This is a genomic window from Pedobacter aquatilis, from assembly GCF_030409415.1.
GTDB lineage: Bacteria > Bacteroidota > Bacteroidia > Sphingobacteriales > Sphingobacteriaceae > Pedobacter > Pedobacter aquatilis.
The window spans coordinates 152485-174495 of the sequence record NZ_JAUFPW010000012.1; the positions used below are offsets into that span (position 1 = coordinate 152485).

The window sequence follows — 22011 nt, forward strand, 5'->3', positions numbered from 1 at the left end:
GCGTTAGAATTTCTTTAAATGAATTTAAAACAGTCAGATAAAATCGAATCAGGTAATAAGCCAAAAAGACTAATTTCTTTGGATGCTTTGAGGGGATTTGATATGTTTTGGATTGTTAGCGGTGAAGGTATTTTTCACTGTATAGCAGATGCTATCATGAAAAATAATGGACTTGTTAGGAATTCACACGATTGGACTATAGCTACGAATAATTCATTATCTTTTATTGAGAAATTTTTTATAGGTATAAGTAACCAATTGCATCATTCTGTTTGGAATGGTTTTACCTTTTATGATTTGATTTTTCCGCTCTTTATCTTCATTTCTGGAGTGTCAATGCCCTTTTCATATCATAAATATCTTCAAAATCCTCAGAAGCATAATTCAAAAAAAATATATTTTGCTTTAATAAAGCGAACCTTAATGCTCATCACCCTTGGTGTAATTATAAACGGACTATTTAAATGGAACGGATATGAAAACACACGTTTTGCAAGTGTTTTGGGTAGAATAGGACTTTCAACTTTCTTCGCTGCATTAATTTACTTAAATAATTCGCTGCCTAAGCAAATCTATTGGTTTGTAGGTATTTTATTAGGTTATTATTTAATGATGATATTAGTTCCGGTTCCAGGTTTCGAAAGTGGAATTTTAACGACTGAAGGTAATTTAGCCGCTTATTTTGATAGATTGTTTCTTCCTGGGAAATTGCACAGAGTTGTTTACGATCCTGAAGGTTTGTTAAGCACAATCCCATCTATTTGTTCTGCGTTGCTTGGTGTTTTTACAGGTACTTTTTTAAAAGCAGATTTGACGAACATTAATGCAACTAAAAAAACAATTTATATGGTGCTTGCAAGCATGGTTTGCATGGCTGCAGGTTTGCTTTGGAATTTATTTTTTCCAATTAATAAAATTATGTGGACAAGTTCTTTTGTGCTCTTTGCAGGCGGCTTAAGTTTAATCATTTTTGCAGTTTTTTATTTTATTATAGATGTAAAAAACTACATCAACTGGAGTTTGCCTTTTGTGTGGATTGGTACAAATTCAATATTGATTTATGTATGTGCACATGGGCTTTTTAATTTTGAATCAACCTCAAACTTCCTTTTTGGTGGATTAATAAATTTTCTACCCGAAAATTACCACCAAGCTGCGTTGTGGTTCGGTGTTTTACTTGTTCAGCTTTGTTTGCTAAAGTTTTTATACGATAAAAAGTGGTTTCTAAAAATATGAAATATAAAGTTTTATTCTCAGTTTCTGTTCTTGTATTGTTTTCAATTAAATCTTGGTCGCAAGATTTTTTGAGTGCCTCAAATGCGCTTATAGAAAGGGTTGTGCCAAAGCACCATCAGTATTTTATTACCAAAAGTATAAATTCAGAAAATGATAAAGATGTTTTTGAAATTGAAAGCAGAAATGATAAAATTATTTTAAGCGGAAGTAGTGGTGTAGCAATTGCATCGGCATTTTACCATTATTTAACCGAATATGCACATTGCCAGATAACATGGAATGGAACCAATTTGAAATTGCCGGCGAAACTTCCTCAGCTAGCTAAAAAAATAAGAAAACAAACACCTTACGAATACCGCTATTATTTAAACTACTGCACTTTTAATTACAGCATGAGTTGGTGGGATTGGCCACGATGGGAAAAGGAGATTGATTGGATGGCGCTACATGGTATTAACATGCCATTGGCTATTACCGGAGAGGAGTATACATGGTATTTGTTGTATAAAGAAATGGGTTTTTCTGATGATGAACTAAAAGGCTTCTTTACTGGTCCAGCTTACTTCTCATGGTTTTGGATGGGGAATATTGATGGTTGGGGCGGGCCGCTTCCGGTTAGTTGGATGAAAAGCCATTTTGAACTACAAAAGAAAATATTAAATCGCCAACGTGCTTTGGGTATGAAACCGGTTCTGCCAGCTTTTACGGGTCACGTTCCGGCAGCTTTTAAAAATAAATTTCCTAATGCAAAATTAAAGGCAACCAATTGGACCAATGGATTTGCAGATACATATATTTTAGATGCAGAAGACCCTTTGTTTGCAGAAATTGGTAAGAAATTTTTGCTTAAGCAAACCGAAATGTTGGGTACCGACCACTTGTATTCAGCAGATACATTTAATGAAAATGAACCCCCTTCATCCGAACCAGAATTTTTAAGTAAGTTATCGGCAAAGGTTTACGCAGGCATGTCGGCTGCTGACCCAAAGGCAATTTGGGTAATGCAAGGTTGGCTTTTTTACAGTGATAGAAAATTTTGGAAAGAACCACAAACCGAAGCGCTTTTAAAAGCTGTACCAGATGATAAAATGATTTTACTGGATTTAGCTACCGAAATTGAGCCTGTCTGGAAACGCACCAGTGGTTTTTATGGCAAGCCCTGGATTTGGAATATGCTGCATAATTTTGGTGGAAACACGAATCTTTTTGGTAGGATGGATGTAGTGGCCACAGAGCCGGCCGCGGCGCTAAATAATCCACAAAGTGGAAAAATGAAGGGGATTGGTTTAAGTATGGAAGGTATTGAACAAAACCCAGTACTTTATGAATTGATGATGGCTAATACCTGGCAAACTACAGCCATTGATATTAACACCTGGTTGCCAAAATTTGTTAGAAACAGATATGGTATTGAAAACGCTAATGCGGTAAAGGCATGGGATATTTTAAGAAAAACAGTTTACACTGTACCAAAGGATAAATATATTAGAGATGGTGCTGAATCTATCATTCAGGCTCGCCCTACATTAGATTCGCTAACCAGATGGGCAAAAACCACTTTAAATTATAATGAAAAAGATTTATTACCAGCTTGGGATGAATTCGTAAAAGCATCATCAGCTTGTAAAGCTAGCGATGGTTTTCAATATGATATTGTTGATGTTACCAGACAAGTTCTTGCAAACTATGCATTGCCAGTTCAAAGAAAATTTGTTGAGGCTTATAAAAAAGGTGATACAAAAACTTATCAAACAGAGAAAGCCAAATTTCTGAATTTAATTAATGATATGGATAAGCTTTTAGGTACTCGTAAGGATTTTATGCTTGGTCCATGGGTAAATCAGGCTAGAGCTTGGGGCAATAATGCTGAAGAAAAAGCCACATATGAAATGAACGCTAAAGATTTAATTACATTATGGGGTGACGCAAAAAATCCGCTGAATGAATATGCTTGCAGGCAATGGAGCGGCTTATTGAACGATTTCTATAAACCTCGTTGGGAATTATTTTTTAGCAAAATGGAGCAGGCGATGCAACAGAAAAAGCAGATTAATGTAGAACAGTTTAATGATGAGGTAAGTAAATGGGAATGGAAGTGGGTTAATATGAGGAAAGATTATCCACTAAATGCGGTTGGTAATCCGGTACAAACTGCAATCGATTTGCATACAAAATATCGTAAAATTATAGGCTCCGCTCATCAATAGTCAGGTGGTGCGGCGTAAAGAAAGATGGTCAGTAATTTGGAAAAATAAAAAATCTTAACGCTCAGAAAAATCTGAAAATATCGGAGAAATATGCTGACCCTGCTCTCAAACTCAGGCATTAAAGTTAAATGATCGATAGTTCCGTATTATGAAAAATATTTTTTATCAGTCTACATATCAGAAAATCTTTATTCCAGTCATATTTTTGGTAATGTACGGGGTGAGCATTATGCTTAATCCCGCTGATGCGTACGGCCAGCAGCAGGATTTTGTAAAATATGTTCAGCCGTTTTCTGGCACTTCAGCCAGCACAACACCCGCCAGCCAGCACATTGAAGATAAAACAGAAAGGCTAGCAAATACAATTCCAGCCGTAGCGCCGCCTTTTGCAATGACACAATGGACACCGCAAACCCAACTTTCAGAAACAAAATGCCTTGCGCCATATTACTATAGCAATAAAAAAATATACGGTTTCAGGGCAAGCCACTGGATCAGTGGTTCTTGCACCCAGGATTATGGCAGTTTTACCATAATGCCTATTTCTGGCAAGCTTCACACCAGCACTGCGGTTTACGCTGCTGATTATAGCCATGATCAGGAGGTTGCCACCCCTGCTTATTACAAGTTAAATCTGCCGAATTATAACTTAAAAGTGGAGCTTACCGCGACCTTACGCTGCGGAGTAATGAAAATTACTGCTTTAGCAACCGATAGCGTATATATTTTAATTACACCAAACAGTGACCAGCAGAAAGGTTTTGTCAAAATTGATTCTGAACGAGGCGAAATAACCGGTTTTAATCCCGTTCACCGCATTTATCAGGGCCTTGGTCAGCCTGCAGGTTTTAGCGGCTATTTTTATATTAAAATGAAAGGTCCTTTTACAAAAAGTGGCGTATTCTCCGAAAGTAAAGTTTACACCTCGCAATCCATCAGTAACAAAAAGGACTTGGGTGCTTATATCGGTTTCAAACTGAACAAAGGGGAGACTATATTCATTTATTCTGGCACATCTTTCACCGGCACATCTTCCGCAAAACTCAATCTGGAGAAGGAAATTGGAAACAGCAGCTTTGCAGAGGTTATGGAGCGCACAAAACAGGATTGGCAGCATTCGCTAGGCCAGATTTCGATAGCTGATAAAGAGGATCGTAAAAAGCGGATTTTTTATACTGCACTTTATCATGCCCAGCAGCATCCAAGGCTTTTTAATGACGTAAATGGCGAATACCCTCTATTCTCAGGCAACTCTCAGACTGGTTTAATAGATAAGGGCAATTATTATGACGATTTTTCCATGTGGGACATTTACCGTGCACAGCTTCCGCTGGTTGAGCTGTTGAAACCTGATCTGGTGAATTCATTTGCACGCTCACTTATTTTAAAAGGTAAACAAGGGGGCTGGCTGCCTATTTTTCCATGCTGGAATAGTTACACCGCCGCCATGATTGGCGACCATAGTACCGCTTTTTTGGCCTCTGCATACAATAAAGGCATTAGGGATTATGACATTAGTCAGGCTTACGAACTGATGCGGAAAAATGCCTTTGAAATGCCGGATTCTGCCGATTACCTGAACGGTAAAGGTCGCAGGGGTATTAACAGCTATATAAAATATGGATATATCCCTATGGAGGATAGTATCCCTCATGCCTTTCATAAAAAAGAGCAGGTAAGCAGAACATTAGAGTATGCTTATGATGATTACGCCCTGGCCACCATTGCTAAAGATTTGGGCAAGACAAATGATTACCTGGCGCTTATGAAAAGAGCGGGAAACTATAAAAATGTATTTGATAAATCTGTAGGCATGGTTAGGGGTAGATTTGCGGATGGCAGGTGGTACAATCCATTCGTAGCCGATCGCCGGGAGCCGTATATCACCGAAGGTACACCCAGACAATATACTTTTTATGTACCACACGACCTGCCAGGCCTCATCAAACTTGCCGGAGGCACCAAAAAATTCGAAAATGAACTGGATTCAATTTTCCAGAAGAAGGAATACTGGCATGGAAATGAACCCGGACACCAGATACCTTTTTTATACAACTATACTGCATCACCCTGGAAAACACAAAAGCAGGTGAACAGAATTTTAAATGAGGAGTACAGCGACGGCCCCGGGGGCTTAAGTGGGAATGATGATGCAGGACAAATGTCGGCTTGGTACGTTTTTGCATCACTCGGATTTTATCCTGTTGATCCCGTATCCGGACAATACCAGCTCACCTTGCCACAATTTGAAAATGTGAGGCTCTTCCTAAGAAATGGTTCTGTACTTAACATCAGCGTAAATAGGAAAAATAAAGCCGCCGTAAATATATCCGGAATTACCTTTAACGGGAAAAAATTAAAAGGCCTTGAAATTGCACATAAAGATTTCCAAAAAGGAGGGAATCTAACTTTTTATGCTCAATAAAAACAAATGATGGCGAAGTTTACTAAAATTTTATTAAATAACATTCTTAAAAACCATCATACACAAATAATATGAAACATAAGGGGCTTACTTTTTTGATAATATTTTTTTTATGTTCCGCAGGCGGATTTGCGCAGAACGGGTTAAAATTATGGTATGATAAGCCTGCACAGGATTGGACTCAGGCCATCCCAATTGGGAATGGTAAGATTGGGGCAATGGTGTTCGGTGGCATTGAGAATGAACTTTTTCAGCTCAATGAGAGTTCCCTGTACAGTGGGGGACCCGTAAAGAAAATCATCAATCCCGGCGCTAAAGCCTATCTGCCTGAAATCAGGAAGGCACTTCTGCAGGAAGAGGATTTTAGTAAAGCCAATCTGATCGCAAAGAAGATGCAGGGATTTTATACCGAATCCTATATGCCATTGGGAAACCTTTTGCTAAAGCAATCCAATATCAACAAAATCGTAACCAATTACACAAGGGAACTGAATATCTCAACAGCAGTGGCTAAAACGAGCTTTACTGCCGGAGGCATAACTTTTACCAGAGAATCCTTTACTTCGCTGACAAAAAATGTTTTAATTATCCGCCTCACTTCGTCAAAGGCTGGGGCCTTGCATTTCGACCTGTCTGCAAATAGTTTACTAAAAAATAGTATGCGGGCAGAGGGAAAAAGTCTTATAATAAATGGTAAAGCACCGGCTCATGTTGATCCCAGCTATTACAACAAGCCAGGAAGAAAGCCCATTATCCAAGACGACACAACAGGCTGTAACGGCATGCGATTCCAATATAGAGTAACCCCGATTGCAAAAGACGGTATTCTGAAGCTCAGTGATTCAGGTATCCATGTGTCAGGTTCAACAGAAGTAATGCTTCTGGTGGCGGCGGCCACCAGTTTCAACGGATTCGATAAATGCCCGGATGCTGAAGGTAAAGATGAAAATGCAATCGCTTCAGCACTAATATCCGGTTGCATTAACAAGCCTTTCGATTACCTTAGAAATGAGCATGTTAAAGCCTATCAAAAACTCTTCAACAGGGTTGAGCTCAAGTTAAATCCTAAGGTTGTGCACCTGAACGCCAAGCTCCCCTCAGATATACGGTTAAAAGCCTATACAGCAGGTGCAAAGGATACAGAACTGGAAGCCTTATACTTTCAGTTCGGGAGATATCTACTGATATCCTCCTCGAAACCCGGTAGTCCTCCAGCAAATCTGCAGGGAATCTGGAATAAGGAATTACGTGCCCCCTGGAGCTCCAACTACACGATAAACATTAATACACAAATGAATTACTGGCCTTCGGAAGTTACTAATTTATCAGAACTTACCGAGCCCCTGTTTGATTTCATCCAGGATTTATCGGTAACTGGAAAACGAATAGCTGGGGAGTTCTATGGCGCCCGGGGATGGGTTGCCCACCACAACTCGGAAATCTGGGCAACTGCAAATCCCGTTGGGGACCTTGGTGATGGCGACCCAGTCTGGGCAAATTGGTACATGGGAGGCAATTGGCTAACCAGACATCTGTGGGAACATTATCTTTTTACGGGAGATAAAAAATTTTTAAAAGAAAAAGCTTATCCGCTTATGAAAGGTGCGGCAACGTTTTCACTAGACTGGCTGGTGGAAAATAAGGATGGCTTACTGATTACTGCGCCATCAACCTCTCCTGAAAACGAATTTTTTGACGCCAACGGTGTTAAGCAGGGACTTTCGATGGGCACCACAATGGATATGTCGATAATCCGTGATTTGTTCTCTAACACAATAGCAGCTGCTGATGCGCTGGGCATTGATTCCAAATTCCGTGATACCCTTGTTGCCAAACGTCAGAAACTCATTCCCTTAAAAGTTGGCCAGAATGGCGGTATTCAGGAATGGTTTAAGGATTTCAGAGAAACAGATCCCCTGCACAGGCATGCTTCACATCTTTACGGGCTTTATCCTGGATATGAAATTTCGGAAAAAACACCAGTCTTTTATGCGGCTGCGAAAAAATCACTTGAACTTAGAACAGACTTAGGTACTGGCTGGAGTAAAGGCTGGAAAATTAACTGGTGGGCAAGGTTGAAAGATGGAGACCATGCATATAAACTTATAAGGGGACTGCTCAATTATGTAGATGTGACCGATGGAAACGGTCGGCAGGGTGGTACCTACCCCAATTTTTTTGACGCCCATCCTCCTTTTCAGATAGATGGTAATTTTGCCGGGACTGCTGGCATTGCAGAAATGCTACTGCAGAGCCATCTGGGATATATTCATTTACTTCCCGCCATACCTAAGGATTGGAAAGATGGCAGCGTTAAGGGATTAAGGGCAAGGGGAGGATTTGAAGTGGCAGTATCTTGGGATAACGGAAAAATAAGCAGCGCAAAAATTACTTCGCTTTTGGGAAATGAGTGCGAAATTCATGCCTCAGTTCCTTTCTCTATATCAGGAGTAAAGGTTAAACTGGAAAGAACAGCAGACGGATACCGAATGAAATTTAAAACCGCCAAAAATACAATTTACACCTTACATAAAATTTAGACCAGTTGAACAGGCGATATTTCTTTTGTGAGGTTGATTTGTGCAATAGCAATCGAATATCCTTTGGAGATTTCATTAAGATAACTTCATTGTTAAGACTTCTTTCAGTTCTTAATGGCCATTTACCATGAACCTAATTATTTTCCACCAAATCAATTAATCGCCCATCTTGAAGCCTGAATGAATAGCTTAATTTCAGGTTTTGTACAATAAGATTTAAACTTACCTGCTGAATTTTTGATTTTGTTCACTGGTTAAATCGTATAAATAGGAATATTGGTCGAAAGGGTCCATGGGCAATTTCATGAAATTAACCATCAGCTGGGAACACCAATCTAATAAAACCATTGGCGCCAAACCGATTTCCGCTTTACACAGTTGAAAGCCCTTATACGCCTGTTCGATGATATTTAAAAGTAAGTCTGTTTTAGATTTTTGTTTCGAACATATTCTTTACATTGCGCACTAGATAAAAAGTGCAGAAATAAATAACTTTGGAAACTAGAAAATCGATTTAGTGAAAGTTTTATAAATTCGCAATGGTATTGATCATAATCAACATTTTATTTTGCATTTCCTTCATTGGTTTTGCTTACGTTAACCTTAATGATAAAGACTCTTGGCTTTGGGTGCCAATTTATATGGCTGCTGCAATTTGCTGCGGACTTGCTGCTGCCGGTTTTTTTTACCCTTACGTTTACCTGGCCTTAATTGCTTTCTACCTAATTTATGCGATAAAAATTTTTTTCGCAAAAGATGGTGTTCGCGATTGGATTACAAAGTACAATAAACCAAGTTTGGTAGAAAGTATGCAGGCTACAAAACCTTACATAGAGCAAACCAGAGAGTTTTTTGGATTGCTTATTATTGCAGGTGCCTTGCTTATGAATTATCTGGTTTCGGCAGGGGCTTTTGCATAAAATAAAAACGTGTTGTTATGGCGATTAGTGATGATTTTGGAAATATAAGCGAACTGCTTTTAAATATCATAAAAGATAACATCGATGAAACTGCGTTTAAATGGATTATAAAGGCAGGTTCAGCAGATGAAATTGGTAACCTCGGACAAGCATTTGTAATGCTTCCCCGTAAGACAGGGAAATCTCTTTTGCATCTTTCAGAATTGCAGAAAAAAGCAATTGAGCAAGCGGACATAATTTACATTACCGACTGGAGTATCGACCGTTTGGCAAGAGTTTGGTTACTTAGTGTTCAAAGCTTTGCTGATGCTCAAAAGTCTCATCCTGTTATTGAGCAATTATTTTTATCAGCCGAAATGAATGAAGCTGTAGCTTTGTATTCGGCTTTGCCATTTTTAGCTGAACCCGAAAGTTGGGTAAAAAGATGTTCAGAAGGCATAAGAAGTAACATTGGCTCAGTGTTGGAGGCTATCATGGAAAACAATCCTTACCCTTCAAAATACCTTAATGAAGCAGCCTGGAATCAATTGGTTTTGAAAGCTTTTTTTACTGAAAAAGATATTAATAAAATTTACGGGTTAGATGAACGTGTGAACGAACAATTAGCTTTAACATTAAGCGATTATGCCCGCGAACGTTACGCAGCAGGGCGACAAATAAACCCCCAATTATGGCGTTTGGCCGGCCCGTTTTTAAACGAAGAAATTTTTGAAGCAATTAAAATCGGCTTAAACAATCAAGATGAAATAGAGCATAAAGCGATAGCGCTTGCCATTTTTGCTTCTGATTACGAACCCGCAAAAGTATATATTAATCAATTTCCCGAACTCTGCCAGGTTAATAAATAGACCAAAGAATTCGATAACAATTAAATTTAAGAAAATGTGTTGCAGCAATTCAATAGAAAGAGATAGGGCGACGATGGGTGAACCTGAAGCTTTTGATATAAGTGCCATTAAGGGAATGAAGTTTTTTGACCCGCATGTGCACATGACTTCCCGCACAACAGACGATTATCAGGCGATGGCTGATGCCGGTGTTGTGGCATTGATCGAGCCTGCATTCTGGCTCGGGCAACCCCGTACTGGTTTAGATAGTTTTAGAGATTATTACAGCAGTTTAATTGGTTGGGAAAGATTCCGCTCCTCACAGTTTGGAATTAAACATTATTGTACGATTGGTTTAAATTCACGAGAGGCAAATAATGAAGCGCTTGCAGAGCAGGTTATGGGAATCTTACCTTTGTTTATTTATAAAGAAGGTGTTGTTGGTATTGGGGAAATTGGTTTTGATGATCAAACAGCTGCTGAAGAGAAATATTATCGTTTACAACTGGAACTTGCCAAAAGCGCCGGCTTACCCGTTCAGATTCATACGCCCCACCGCGATAAGAAAAAGGGAACACAACGCAGTATGGACATAGCCCTGGAACATGGTTTAGATCCTTACCAAATCATCATCGACCATAATAATGAAGAAACAGTAAAAGAAGTTTTGGACAGAGGCTTTTTCGCTGCTTTCACGATATACCCTTTTACCAAAATGGGTAATGAACGCATGGTTGAAATTATAAAACAATATGGTTCTGAACGTATAATGGTAAACTCAGCAGCAGATTGGGGCATCAGCGACCCATTGGCCGTGCCTAAAACGGCTGCTTTAATGAAACTGAAAGGTATTGGTGATGCTGATATCGAACTGGTTACTTATCGCAATGCGATTAAGGCCTTTGCACAAAGCGGACAAATAAATGAAGCTGATTTTACTGCTCCTAAAAACATCGATCAAAGCGAAAAATTTGAAGGCAATACAATATTACGCGGCGGACAGCAACCAAGAACCGATAAATCTTCGATCATTATTAGCTAAATAGAATTGGGAAAATTATTCGCTTATCTGCGCATCATGCGCCCGGCAAACATTGTAACTTCTGTTGCTGATATTCTTGCAGGTATTGCCATTTCAGGTGTGTTAATCAACAACGGTACAATACCCTGGCTTGCCATCATTTGTCTGTGCCTTTCTACCGCTTGTTTGTATGCTGGTGGGATTGTTTTTAATGATGTTTTCGATGCTGAACTTGATAAAATCGAAAGACCGGAACGTGCTATTCCAAGTGGAATAATCAGTTTAACAAATGCAACTATTTTAGGTGCAGCTTTAATGATTTCAGGAATCGCCCTCGCTTCGTTAACGAGCTTGACTTCTGGTTTATTTGCATTAGCCGTTAGTTTTTTTGCATTACTATATAATAAAATAGGAAAGCAATATCCATTGTTCGGTCCACTTAATATGGGCATTTGCCGTGGTTTAAATTTATTGCTGGGTTTAAGCATTGTGCCCGTAATGCTGCATCAACATTATTTTTTGGCAGTAATTCCGGTAATTTATATTTTCTCCATCACGATGACAAGTCGGGGAGAAGTGCACGGCGGGAACATTAAAAATCTTTACGTCGCTGCTATTTTATATGCAATTGTAATTGGTGCCATTGCCTGTTTTGCATTCCTAAACGACCGTTTATTATGGTCTTTGCTTTTTCTTTTACCTTTCGCCTGGATGATTTTCAAACCCTTATCCACAGCAATTAAAAATCCGATTGGTAAAAACATTGGTGGCGCCGTAAAAGCTGGCGTTATCTCTTTAATTTTAATGGATGCAGCCTGGGCTGTTACTTTCGATGCATTGATTCTAGCCTTTATCATTGCAGCATTATTACCTTTATCAATGTGGCTTTCCAAATTATTCGCAGTCACCTGATTTTATAATTTTATCAAAAAGATTATCCAAACTTTTATGGAACATTTACAACAGTCCTTTACCGTTCAATATAATTTTAACGTATTCTTTACATCAGCACTATTTTCAATTGAAAACGAGTTGTTTAATGATTTCCTGAAAGGATTAAATCCGGCAAAGGCTTTGAAAAAGATTTTCTTTGTGATAGATGAAGGTGTTGCAGATGCGCACCCGAACTTAAGTCAAGACATTAAAAATTACTTCAGCAAATACAACCAAACGCAATTGGTTCAGGATATTTTAATTATCCCGGGAGGTGAAATTGTAAAGAATGATACCCAATATTTTGATAGGGTTTTGGAAGCGGTAAATACATATGGCATCGACCGCCATTCTTTCATTGCAGCCATCGGCGGCGGTGCCTTGCTCGACATGGTAGGTTATGCGGCCAACATCTCACATCGCGGCATTAAACATATCCGCATACCTACAACCACATTATCTCAGAATGATTCTGGTGTAGGTGTTAAAAATGGCATCAACTATTTTAATAAAAAAAACTTCCTGGGCACTTTTTCACCTCCAGTTGCTGTTTTTAATGATGATTTGTTTTTAAAAACTTTATCCGACCGCGATTGGCGTTCTGGTATTGCAGAAGCCATAAAAGTATCCTTGATAAAAGATCGGGAATTTTTCGAATGGCTTGAAGCAAACGCCGAAGCCATGGCAAACCGGAATTTGGAGGTGATGAACTACCAGATTTGGAAATGTGCAAAGTTGCACATGGAACACATCAGAAGCGCTGACCCTTTCGAAAGTGGCTCAGCCCGTCCATTAGATTTTGGTCATTGGAGTGCACATAAACTCGAATATTTAACCGATTTTGAAATCAGACATGGGGAAGCGGTTGCAATGGGGATTGCTTTAGATACGGTTTATGCTCAACTTTCCGGAAGAATCAGCGCTGAAGATTCACAAAGGGTATTAAAATTAATTGAGGCATTTGGTTTCGACTTGATGCACCCATTATTAAAGGTAACTGCCGGCAACAGCCCTATTTTACAGGGTTTAGAAGAATTCAGAGAGCATCTTGGCGGTGAATTAACCATTACGCTGTTAACAGGAATCGGCAGTGGCGAAGAGGTTCACGAAATGGATACAGCATTGTTGAAACAAGCTGCTGAAATATTAAGTCATCATGCCAATCTTGAGTCTACCATTTAACCGCTATGGAAATTAATTCAGCACATCTAACCTTCTGTACAAACATTTATGCCGGCGAGGGCTGGCTGGCACATTTTGCAGTCTTGAAGGATAGTTTTCCGGTTTTAAAGGCACAGCTATCACCCGAAAAATCCATGGGTATAGGCCTTCGTCTATCTAATTTGGCAAGTATTGAATTGTTGGAAAACAATCATCTAGAAGATTTTAAAAAATGGCTTAGCGAAGTTGATGGCTATGTTTTTACAATGAATGGTTTCCCTTACGGCGGCTTTCACCATACAAGGGTTAAAGACCAGGTTCATGCACCAGATTGGACTACACAGGAGCGTGTGGATTATACAATCCGCCTTTTTAAAATTCTTACCGAACTGCTTCCGGAAGGAATGGATGGAGGTATTTCTACATCTCCCTTAAGTTATAAGCCCTGGTTTTCTAACACTAATGATCGTGAAACTGCAACAGCAACTGCAACCAACAATATCTTAAAAGTTGCCGAAGCACTTCAGGAGATAAAGAATAGAACTGGTAAAACCCTTCACCTTGATATAGAGCCAGAACCAGATGGTTTTTTAGAATCGGGTCCGGAATTTATCCACTGGTATGAGCAGGTTTTCCTTAAAACAGGGAAATTAGACGAAGCAATTCTAAAACAACACATCTGTTTATGTTACGATGTTTGCCATTTCGCCATCGGTTATGAACCGCATACAGCAATCATTGATGAGTTAAAAAACAAAGGTATTTCAATAGGAAAAATTCAAATCAGTGCGGCTTTAAAGGCTAAATTACCTGGGGAAGTTTCAGAAAGAACGGCAGTGATTAGCGAGCTTGCCCGCTTTGATGAGCCAACTTATTTACATCAGGTAATTGCAAAACAAAATAACGGAAGTTTAGTTCGCTATCCTGACCTTTCAAACGCTTTGGCTGATAGGGATAATGCTAATTCTACAGAATGGCGTGCACACTTTCACGTTCCCATTTTTGTTGAAGATATGGGCTTAGTACAATCTACTCAATCTGATATTAAGGCTGTTTTAGATCATCAAAAAAAACATCGCTTTACAAATCACCTTGAAGTTGAAACTTATACGTGGGAGGTGCTGCCTACAGCATTAAAGGCGCCTTTAAACGACTCGATTGTCCGCGAATTACAATGGGTTAAAAACATTTTAGAATTTTAAATCATGCATAAAACAGTTGTTATCGATATCGTTGGCTTATCTACATCAGTTATTGGTGAGCATACGCCCTTCCTTAAAAAATACATTGCTGAAAAACACCTTACTAGTATTGAGCCCTTATTGCCTGCGGTAACTACAAGTGTTCAATCAAGTTATCTAACTGGAAAATATCCATCTGAAAATGGCATTGTGGGTAATGGATGGTATGATAATATAGATAGCGAAATTAAATTCTGGAAGCAATCGAATAAACTTGTTGATGCAGAAAAAATTTGGGATAAGGCCAAAAAGGAAGATCCTTCATTTACCTGTTCAAACATGTTCTGGTGGTACAACATGTATTCAAATGCAGATTATTCGGTAACACCACGTCCGAATTACTTAGCTGACGGACGTAAACTACCCGATTGCTATTCAGAGCCAGCCGAACTTCGCGATCATTTACAGGAAAAGTTTGGGCAGTTTCCACTGTTTCAGTTTTGGGGGCCTGGAGCAAATATCAAATCATCCAGATGGATTGCTGATGCTGCTATGGAAACAGAGCGGTTGCATAATCCAACACTAACATTAATTTATCTCCCTCATTTAGATTATTGTTTGCAAAAATTTGGTCCTGATTTCGAAAAGATAAATAAAGACTTAAAGGAAATTGACGAAATAGTGGAAGAGCTTGTTAAGTTTTACGAAAAGAAAAATGCTAAAATTATCTTGCTTTCCGAGTATGGTATCGAGCCCGTAAATACGCCTGTTCACTTGAATAGAATCTTCAGGGAAAATGGCTTAATCGGGATTAGGGAAGAACGGGGTCTGGAATTGCTTGATGCAGGCGCTTCAAAGGCATTTGTAGTAGCTGATCATCAGATTGCTCATGTTTACATTAACGATAAAAGCGTTACTGATAAAGTTAAAAAATTACTCCAAAATGCTGCTGGCGTGGATTTGGTTCTGGATAAGAAACAACAGGAAAACTACAGTATTAACCATGAAAGGTCTGGAGATTTTGTAGTCACAGCTAAAGAAAACAGCTGGTTCACCTATTATTTCTGGTTAGATGATGCAAAGGCACCAGATTATGCAAGGTGTGTTGATATCCATAAAAAACCAGGTTATGATCCTGTTGAGATGTTTATGTCATCAAAACTTCGTGCAGGATATAAATTACTTAGGAAAAAATCTGGCTTTCGTTATGTAATGGATGTTATTCCGCTCGATGCAACGCTGGTCAAAGGGTCGCACGGAAGAATTGGAGTGCCTGAGGCTTTTAAACCAGTGCTAATAACGGATTCTAAAATCGCCAACAAACTTCAGGCTCCTGATATCTATGATGTAATTTGGGATACGTTAAATCAATAATCCACTTTAGAAAATGGATGTGATGGGTATTCCATAAGATCTGCATCCTGGAAGAACTAATCTGGTTGATCACTTTGCCCTGGATCTATAACTTAAGTAGTGATGTGTGATAACAGGTTGTGATTGGTTCAGACTGACGCTGTCGTATATCCAATTGTTACGGCATAAAATCGAAAGCTTCAAGCAATTGTCAAAAATGGTATCTTTAATATTGCTGACAGAATTCGATGCAGGTAAATTTTAACTGATTGGATTTATCCAGCGACGTAATAGCGGAAAAAATATTTGGCAACCATAAAATCTCTGCGCACAACTGCGCAAAAAAAAAATAATGCAAAAATATCGATATTGCTGTAAGGTTATTCAAATTCTTCGACTAACTACAGATAATATGCTATTTTGAACAAAACGGAAACAAGTACCCAGCTATTGACGCCTAAGCTCTGGGTGAAAAACTATTCAGATTATTTATTTGGTTATGCCATATCAAGAATAAATGACCCTCAATTGGCCATGGACTTAGTGCAGGATACCTTTTTGGCCGCATTGCAGAAGGTAGAAGGATTTGAGGGGAAAAGCACCGAAAAGACATGGCTTACCGCTATCCTGAAATACAAGATCATTGATGTGTATCGTAAAAAATCATTTGGATTAAAGAATATAGAGCTGCATAGCGAGACCAAAGAGGATGACTTCTTTAATGGTGATGATGGACACTGGAATAGTGCCTTTCGTCCAACTGATTTTATGGATACTAAGGATCCATTAGAGGGAAAGGAATTTGACCACATCATGAACCAATGCTTGAAAAAATTGCCAAAGCTTTGGTTTGCTGTTTTTACCTTAAAACATGTAGAAGAGGAATTGACAGAGAAAATTTGTAACGGACTTGGCATCACTTCAGCTAACTTTTGGGTAGTAATGCACCGAGCCAAACTGAATCTGAGAAGTTGCCTCGAAAAAAACTGGCTGTAAATAACCATAGAGATGAACAAACTTAAAGCTATAGCCTATAACTGCAAACAGGCAACATTTTTGATTGAGAAGAAACAGCTCGCTACACTGACGGTGCGGGAGAAGCTGGAACTTAAAATACATCTTACCGGATGTGCTGTATGTAAATTGTATGAACAACAAAGTATCTTTATTACCAGATTAACAAAGCATATCTTTAATAATAAGGCAAATAGATCTTATAAATTGACTGATGATTTTAAGGAAACTTTGCAAAAGAACATCGAAAAGGAGCTCGATAAAAAATAATTTAAAAAATATTTCAGTTTCGTTGTAAGGTATCGCTAATATGGCCTACCAAAGGAGAAAACGTAAATAGTTTAATCCTACATCAAAATGAAAAAGTCCATTTTAATCCTGATGATACTTTCAGTAGCATTCAGCGGTGCAACGCTTGCACAAACCACCTCCGAGCGAAAAAAGGAATTTAATATAGACAAAGTTAGCTTAGCAATTGAAGGCTATGATCCCGTAGCCTACTTTAGTATAGGTAAAGCTGTAGAAGGTAAAAAAGAGATATCGGTAACCAATAACGGTATTGCCTATAGATTCTCAACTAACCAGAACAAGGAACTTTTCAAGGCCAATCCTTCCAAATACGAACCCCAGTATGGCGGATGGTGTGCTTATGCCATGGGCGAAACTGGTGAAAAGGTTGAAGTTGATCCAGAGACTTTTAAGATACTGGATGGCAAACTTTATCTCTTCTACAACAAGTTCTTCAACAATACCAAAAAATCTTGGAATAAGGACGAAAAGAACCTGAAAGCTAAAGCTGATGCCAGCTGGGCAAAATTTCTTAAATAAATCAACCAACCAACCCATACCTAAAATTTTTTATAATGAAACGTACATTCATCGTAGCCACTTTATTTCTGTTTATCCTGTTCGATGCCAATGCACAGAAATCTGAAATTTTTGCACCAGCAGGCAAGGCCATAAAAGGATATGATCCTGTTGCCTTTTTCACACAATCCAAAGCAGTTAAGGGAGCCGATTCGCTTTCTTACCAGTGGAAGGAAGCGACATGGCATTTCAACAATACCCAAAACCTGAATATGTTCAAGGCAAACCCAGAAAAATATGCCCCGCAGTATGGTGGCTATTGTGCCTACGGCTGTTCAAAAGATTACAAGGCACCAACACAGACCGATACATGGACAATTGTAGATAATAAGCTTTATTTCAACTACAATGACAAGGTAAAGGAAATATGGATCAAAGATCAGAAAGAGCGAATTAAATCAGCCGACGAGAAATGGCCAAACATCAAAAACAAAGGGTAATGAAAGCGTTAATTAGTGCGTTTTTTATATTAACAGGCACGGTGCTTCATGCGCAGGAGACAACAAAAATTGCGGTAACTACAGGCTTTGGAATCATTAGCTTTCCACCAGGGCTCTCCTCGGTGCTGAAATCCTCTGTCACCTTTAATTCAGGCCTTGAACTAAAGCTTAAAAAAAATTGGTTTATACAGGGTGATGTTAGCCTAAATTCCATTGGCTACGACCAGACCATTCGCGAGAATGCTTCTGTTTTCCTTTTTAAAAATGCCAATAGCTCTCTGTTTCAAATTAGTTTAAGCGGCGGTTACTTATTCAGGTTTTTACCATCAAAATTCGGTTTGGCGGTATATGGCGGACCAGGGTTTCAGCGTTTTGGGGAGCCCAGGGTCGCTAATGATAATTTAGCTCAGGTAACCACGCAAAATAATGTGTTCAGCACTAGTATTTATGGAAAAGTAGGAAGCCGCTTATCGTATAAAACAAACTCTTCCTTCCTTCAGACTATCTATGTGGAGGCAACCTATTTTACTTCGTCCATCCAAGTTCAGCAATACCGTTTGCAGGGTTTTACCTATTGTATTGGTACCAAGTTTAGTTTAAACTAGCTCGTTATGAAAGTAAAGAATATTATCATTTGGATCATTCGCCTAGTGGCGGTTGTGATTCTTTTACAAACCCTTTATTTTAAGTTTACAGCGGCGCCGGAATCAGTATTCATCTTTACCAAATTAGGTATTGAGCCTTGGGGAAGGATCGGAACAGGGATAATTGAGCTAATCGCATCAATACTAATTCTTTTTCCAAAAACGACCATCTACGGAGCGTTGTTGGCAATGGGTACAATGGCTGGTGCTATCTTTTCACATCTTACCATCTTAGGCATTGTTGTGGCAGATGACGGAGGGGAACTATTTGTTCTAGCCTTCATAGTATTTATCTCCAGCTCATTTTTGGTATACCTCAATGGGAATCAGCTAATTAAATTATTTGCAAGATCATGAAACTAAAACAACCATTGGAGAATTTGCTTTACCAGTTTGGCAATGTTTTAAGTGAGTTGAATAACCATCAGTTTACCAGCTCTATAACAGTCCTTTCTGGCTCTACCATCGGTCAACATACCCGTCATATCCTCGAGTTTTTTATTGAGCTGAATAATGGCTATGATTCAGGTGTTGTGCATTATGATCAGCGCAAGCGAAATCATGCCATTGAATCAAACAATGCTTTTGCCCTTGAGCAATTACAGAATATCATTTCAACTCTTGAGAAACCAAACAAAGTTTTGATCTTAAAAGCCGATTATGATAGTTCAGATGATCGGAGAGTAGATGCCACAGATTTGGAGATTACGACCAATTACTTTCGTGAATTGGCTTACAACCTGGAACATACGGTGCACCACATGGCACTGGTTAGAATTGGGATAAATGAAGTTTCAAGCCTTGAGCTTCCTACACAGTTCGGTGTAGCCGGTTCTACCTTAAAATTTAGGGAAGCATGTGTACGGTAACCTATGTTCCAATAGCAGATGGGTTTATTCTCACTTCTAATCGAGACGAAAAGAAAACCAGGTCTATTGCAATCAGGCCTACTCTTTGCAACAGTAAAAATTTCAAAATTGTGTATCCAAAAGATCCCGATGGAAAAGGTTCATGGATTGCTTTCAATACAACTGGAATTGCAATAGTTTTGTTAAACGGAGCATTCGTTAAACATGAAAGCAAACCATTCTATCATAAAAGTAGAGGACTGGTACTAATGGAAATAATCAGCGCAAACAACCCAAAAGCTGAACTCTCCAATTTAGTTCTTGAAGGTATTGAGCCTTTTACATTAATTGTCTGTGAGAAACATTTCCTAACCGAATTTCGATGGGATGGCGTGTTGGCACATACAATAAACCTTGATCCGAAAATGGCCAATATCTGGTCTTCAGCTACACTTTATGATAAGTTTGCGGGATTGAAAAGAGCAAAGTGGTTTGAGAATTGGCAGCTACAAACATTAGCTCCAAAAGAAATTGATATTATGAATTTTCATCATTTTACAGGAGAGTCATGTTTTGAAGGATTGGTTATCAATCGGGAAAAGGTAAAAACTGTTAGTATAACCTGCGTAGCAGTGAGAAGGAAAAAAATCTCGATGACATATAAAGATTTACAAAATGAAACGATTGATGTTGTTACGGAAAGTTTATGTTAAACTCACCAATTGGGAGTATTGGCCAATGGAGGCCATCTATCTTCCAATTTTTGGTTATTGGATTTACCTAGGTGTTAAAGCTAGATCACTGTTTTTTTTTAGCGCAGCCAACCCATTAATAGAAAATGCAGGGTTTGCTATGGAACGTAAAAGTTTGATCTATCAGTCCATGCCCAAAAGCAGCTATCCAAATACCATACTTGCCAGACTTGGTGCTAGTGAGGGCGAATTGTTGGCGCTCATGAAAAGTGCCAATCTTCAGTTTCCCATCATTGCAAAGCCCGATGTTGGACAAAGGGGAATTCAGGTAAAACTGATCCATAACCAAAAAGAACTGAGTAGTTATGCGGATCAGATTTTTACCGCTTTTTTGTTGCAGGAATACATTAGCTACCCTAATGAAGTTGGAATTTTCTATTATCGGATTCCAGGAGAAAAAAGGGGGAAGATTTCTGGTATTGTTGGAAAGGAATTTATGGAAGTTACCGGTGATGGCATTTCTACTTTACGACAACTGATCATTAAAAATACCCGCTACCTGTTTCAACTTAACACATTAGAAAAATTGATGGGAAAGGCGCTAGAACAAATACTTGAAATTGGAGAGCGAAAAGTTTTTGAACCCTATGGAAATCACTGTAGGGGAGCCTTGTTTTTAGATCTTGGCGAGCTAATTACTGATGGGCTGACCCAGATGATTGATAATCTTTGTGTGCAGATTCCAGAATTTTATTTTGGCCGGCTAGATATCAAATACAATACTTGGGACGAGTTATGCGAGGGTAAAAACTATGTCGTTATCGAACTTAATGGTGCAGGTAGTGAGCCTACGCATATTTATGATCCTAAACATTCGATTTGGTTTGCCTGGAAGGAATTAATTAGACACTGGAACATTCTTTACCGCATTAGCATGGCGAACCGGAAAAATAATGGGCTGCAACTGATGGGTTTTAGGGAAGGGATGACCTTGATCAGGAATAATAGTGATTATGTTAAATTAATTGCCCAATGATGAAATATCTTAAAATATTTACAGCTGGTTTTTTAATTAGTCTCCTCGGCTCTATCCCAATTGGTACACTTAATGTAAGCATTGTTGGCTTGATTTTAAAGAGCCAATTTGGTGATGCAATTGCTTTTGGAATGGGCGCTATTATCGTGGAGATGCTGTTGGTATGGATTGGTATTACCATCTTGGGTAAGCTTGAGAAATTAAAAGCAATCTTAATTATCCTAAATATTTTAATGTGCACTGTGCTATTTACCCTGGCAACTCTCAGCTTTATCTCGGCCTTTAAAATGAAAGAATTAAAAGATGTTATTCCTTTCAGTAGCAATTATCCATTTTGGGCTGGGATGCTCCTGAGCTTTCTCAACCCATTACACCTTCCATTTTGGATGGGTTGGACCTCAGTGTTAAGGGATAAAAAGCTTCTTATAGAAACTAGCCTTGGATACAAAATTTACGTTCTTTCCACTGGTTTAGGAACAAGTATTTCCTTTGTGTTTTATGGGCTAACAGGTAATCTATTTATCGATTTTTTTAAAAAAAATCAGTACATAGTCAATTGGGTTATTGGATTTACGTTATTGTTTACAGCCTTAATTCAATCTTATAAACTATTGAAGCCGCTTCTTTTGCTGCGAAAATCGGCCCCACCTAACTTAACCTAAGCGA

21 protein-coding genes are annotated in these 22011 nt (G+C 38.8%); all 21 read left to right on the forward strand.

What is annotated here, in order from left to right:
• The first annotated feature begins 18 nt into the window (after positions 1–18).
• The 21 genes from QWY86_RS04680 to QWY86_RS04780 all read left to right on the forward strand — a co-directional run bounded on the left by QWY86_RS04680 (position 19) and on the right by QWY86_RS04780 (position 22007).
• Entirely contained in the window at positions 19–1236 is a 1218-nt protein-coding gene (locus QWY86_RS04680; protein WP_290239288.1) for an acyltransferase family protein, read from the forward strand.
• On the forward strand, positions 1233–3443 hold the full coding sequence (locus tag QWY86_RS04685; protein WP_290239290.1) for an alpha-N-acetylglucosaminidase: 2211 nt from the start codon (positions 1233–1235) through the stop codon (positions 3441–3443). Before QWY86_RS04680 ends, QWY86_RS04685 begins: the two co-directional genes overlap by 4 nt.
• Positions 3444–3591: 148 nt before the next feature.
• On the forward strand, positions 3592–5868 hold the full coding sequence (locus QWY86_RS04690) for a GH92 family glycosyl hydrolase (protein ID WP_290239292.1): 2277 nt from the start codon (positions 3592–3594) through the stop codon (positions 5866–5868).
• Positions 5869–5939: 71 nt separating this feature from the next.
• Entirely contained in the window at positions 5940–8408 is a 2469-nt protein-coding gene (locus QWY86_RS04695; protein ID WP_290239294.1) for a glycoside hydrolase family 95 protein, read from the forward strand.
• A gap of 539 nt (positions 8409–8947) precedes the next feature.
• Entirely contained in the window at positions 8948–9328 is a 381-nt protein-coding gene (locus QWY86_RS04700) for a transmembrane 220 family protein (protein ID WP_290239296.1), read from the forward strand.
• 17 nt (positions 9329–9345) lie between these two features.
• Positions 9346–10176, forward strand: coding sequence for an EboA domain-containing protein (locus tag QWY86_RS04705; protein WP_290239298.1), 831 nt, complete (start codon positions 9346–9348; stop codon positions 10174–10176).
• Positions 10177–10210: 34 nt separating this feature from the next.
• Positions 10211–11197, forward strand: a complete 987-nt coding sequence (locus tag QWY86_RS04710; protein WP_290239300.1) for a TatD family hydrolase — start codon at positions 10211–10213, stop codon at positions 11195–11197.
• A 6-nt stretch (positions 11198–11203) separates the two neighbouring features.
• Entirely contained in the window at positions 11204–12088 is an 885-nt protein-coding gene (gene eboC, locus QWY86_RS04715; RefSeq protein WP_290239302.1) for a UbiA-like protein EboC, read from the forward strand.
• Positions 12089–12124: 36 nt separating this feature from the next.
• Positions 12125–13291, forward strand: a complete 1167-nt coding sequence (locus QWY86_RS04720) for a 3-dehydroquinate synthase (protein ID WP_290239304.1) — start codon at positions 12125–12127, stop codon at positions 13289–13291.
• A gap of 5 nt (positions 13292–13296) precedes the next feature.
• Complete coding sequence (gene eboE / locus QWY86_RS04725; protein ID WP_290239306.1) at positions 13297–14472, forward strand: metabolite traffic protein EboE; 1176 nt, start codon at positions 13297–13299, stop codon at positions 14470–14472.
• Positions 14473–14475: 3 nt separating this feature from the next.
• Positions 14476–15825 carry an alkaline phosphatase family protein gene (locus tag QWY86_RS04730; RefSeq protein WP_290239308.1) on the forward strand — a complete coding sequence of 450 codons (1350 nt, stop codon included), beginning with the start codon at positions 14476–14478 and terminating at the stop codon, positions 15823–15825.
• Positions 15826–16224: 399 nt separating this feature from the next.
• Positions 16225–16800, forward strand: coding sequence for a sigma-70 family RNA polymerase sigma factor (locus QWY86_RS04735; protein ID WP_290239310.1), 576 nt, complete (start codon positions 16225–16227; stop codon positions 16798–16800).
• A gap of 12 nt (positions 16801–16812) precedes the next feature.
• On the forward strand, positions 16813–17088 hold the full coding sequence (locus QWY86_RS04740) for a hypothetical protein (protein ID WP_290239312.1): 276 nt from the start codon (positions 16813–16815) through the stop codon (positions 17086–17088).
• 87 nt (positions 17089–17175) lie between these two features.
• A complete protein-coding gene (locus QWY86_RS04745) occupies positions 17176–17646 on the forward strand; it encodes a YHS domain-containing (seleno)protein (RefSeq protein ID WP_290239314.1) in 471 nt (156 codons plus the stop codon).
• A gap of 35 nt (positions 17647–17681) precedes the next feature.
• Positions 17682–18125 (forward strand): YHS domain-containing (seleno)protein, encoded by a 444-nt coding sequence (locus QWY86_RS04750; RefSeq protein ID WP_290239317.1) that lies wholly within the window; start codon positions 17682–17684, stop codon positions 18123–18125.
• Positions 18125–18730 carry a hypothetical protein gene (locus QWY86_RS04755; protein ID WP_290239319.1) on the forward strand — a complete coding sequence of 202 codons (606 nt, stop codon included), beginning with the start codon at positions 18125–18127 and terminating at the stop codon, positions 18728–18730. Before QWY86_RS04750 ends, QWY86_RS04755 begins: the two co-directional genes overlap by 1 nt.
• 6 nt (positions 18731–18736) lie before the next feature.
• Complete coding sequence (locus QWY86_RS04760; protein WP_290239321.1) at positions 18737–19126, forward strand: DoxX family protein; 390 nt, start codon at positions 18737–18739, stop codon at positions 19124–19126.
• On the forward strand, positions 19123–19638 hold the full coding sequence (locus QWY86_RS04765) for a hypothetical protein (protein ID WP_290239323.1): 516 nt from the start codon (positions 19123–19125) through the stop codon (positions 19636–19638). The genes QWY86_RS04760 and QWY86_RS04765 overlap by 4 nt, the downstream gene beginning before the upstream one ends.
• Positions 19626–20330, forward strand: a complete 705-nt coding sequence (locus QWY86_RS04770; protein ID WP_290239325.1) for an NRDE family protein — start codon at positions 19626–19628, stop codon at positions 20328–20330. The genes QWY86_RS04765 and QWY86_RS04770 overlap by 13 nt, the downstream gene beginning before the upstream one ends.
• The gene (locus QWY86_RS04775) at positions 20293–21345 is read left to right on the forward strand and encodes an ATP-grasp domain-containing protein (protein ID WP_290239327.1); all 1053 of its coding nucleotides are present in this window, start codon (positions 20293–20295) and stop codon (positions 21343–21345) included. Before QWY86_RS04770 ends, QWY86_RS04775 begins: the two co-directional genes overlap by 38 nt.
• Positions 21342–22007, forward strand: coding sequence for a LysE family transporter (locus QWY86_RS04780; RefSeq protein ID WP_290239329.1), 666 nt, complete (start codon positions 21342–21344; stop codon positions 22005–22007). Before QWY86_RS04775 ends, QWY86_RS04780 begins: the two co-directional genes overlap by 4 nt.
• Positions 22008–22011 lie beyond the last annotated feature (4 nt).

What these genes read in the sequence shown, in the direction of transcription:
- QWY86_RS04710 (WP_290239300.1), top strand. Translation starts at nt 10,211, where the DNA reads ATGTGTTGCAGCAATTCAATAGAAAGAGATAGGGCGACGATGGGTGAA.
- QWY86_RS04700 (WP_290239296.1), top strand. Translation starts at nt 8,948, where the DNA reads ATGGTATTGATCATAATCAACATTTTATTTTGCATTTCCTTCATTGGT.
- QWY86_RS04695 (WP_290239294.1), top strand. Translation starts at nt 5,940, where the DNA reads ATGAAACATAAGGGGCTTACTTTTTTGATAATATTTTTTTTATGTTCC.
- QWY86_RS04740 (WP_290239312.1), top strand. Translation starts at nt 16,813, where the DNA reads ATGAACAAACTTAAAGCTATAGCCTATAACTGCAAACAGGCAACATTT.
- QWY86_RS04775 (WP_290239327.1), top strand. Translation starts at nt 20,293, where the DNA reads ATGAAACGATTGATGTTGTTACGGAAAGTTTATGTTAAACTCACCAAT.
- QWY86_RS04685 (WP_290239290.1), top strand. Translation starts at nt 1,233, where the DNA reads ATGAAATATAAAGTTTTATTCTCAGTTTCTGTTCTTGTATTGTTTTCA.
- QWY86_RS04730 (WP_290239308.1), top strand. Translation starts at nt 14,476, where the DNA reads ATGCATAAAACAGTTGTTATCGATATCGTTGGCTTATCTACATCAGTT.
- QWY86_RS04690 (WP_290239292.1), top strand. Translation starts at nt 3,592, where the DNA reads ATGAAAAATATTTTTTATCAGTCTACATATCAGAAAATCTTTATTCCA.
- QWY86_RS04760 (WP_290239321.1), top strand. Translation starts at nt 18,737, where the DNA reads ATGAAAGTAAAGAATATTATCATTTGGATCATTCGCCTAGTGGCGGTT.
- QWY86_RS04705 (WP_290239298.1), top strand. Translation starts at nt 9,346, where the DNA reads ATGGCGATTAGTGATGATTTTGGAAATATAAGCGAACTGCTTTTAAAT.
- QWY86_RS04755 (WP_290239319.1), top strand. Translation starts at nt 18,125, where the DNA reads ATGAAAGCGTTAATTAGTGCGTTTTTTATATTAACAGGCACGGTGCTT.
- eboE (WP_290239306.1), top strand. Translation starts at nt 13,297, where the DNA reads ATGGAAATTAATTCAGCACATCTAACCTTCTGTACAAACATTTATGCC.
- QWY86_RS04765 (WP_290239323.1), top strand. Translation starts at nt 19,123, where the DNA reads ATGAAACTAAAACAACCATTGGAGAATTTGCTTTACCAGTTTGGCAAT.
- QWY86_RS04680 (WP_290239288.1), top strand. Translation starts at nt 19, where the DNA reads ATGAATTTAAAACAGTCAGATAAAATCGAATCAGGTAATAAGCCAAAA.
- QWY86_RS04745 (WP_290239314.1), top strand. Translation starts at nt 17,176, where the DNA reads ATGAAAAAGTCCATTTTAATCCTGATGATACTTTCAGTAGCATTCAGC.
- QWY86_RS04720 (WP_290239304.1), top strand. Translation starts at nt 12,125, where the DNA reads ATGGAACATTTACAACAGTCCTTTACCGTTCAATATAATTTTAACGTA.
- QWY86_RS04770 (WP_290239325.1), top strand. Translation starts at nt 19,626, where the DNA reads ATGTGTACGGTAACCTATGTTCCAATAGCAGATGGGTTTATTCTCACT.
- QWY86_RS04750 (WP_290239317.1), top strand. Translation starts at nt 17,682, where the DNA reads ATGAAACGTACATTCATCGTAGCCACTTTATTTCTGTTTATCCTGTTC.
- QWY86_RS04780 (WP_290239329.1), top strand. Translation starts at nt 21,342, where the DNA reads ATGATGAAATATCTTAAAATATTTACAGCTGGTTTTTTAATTAGTCTC.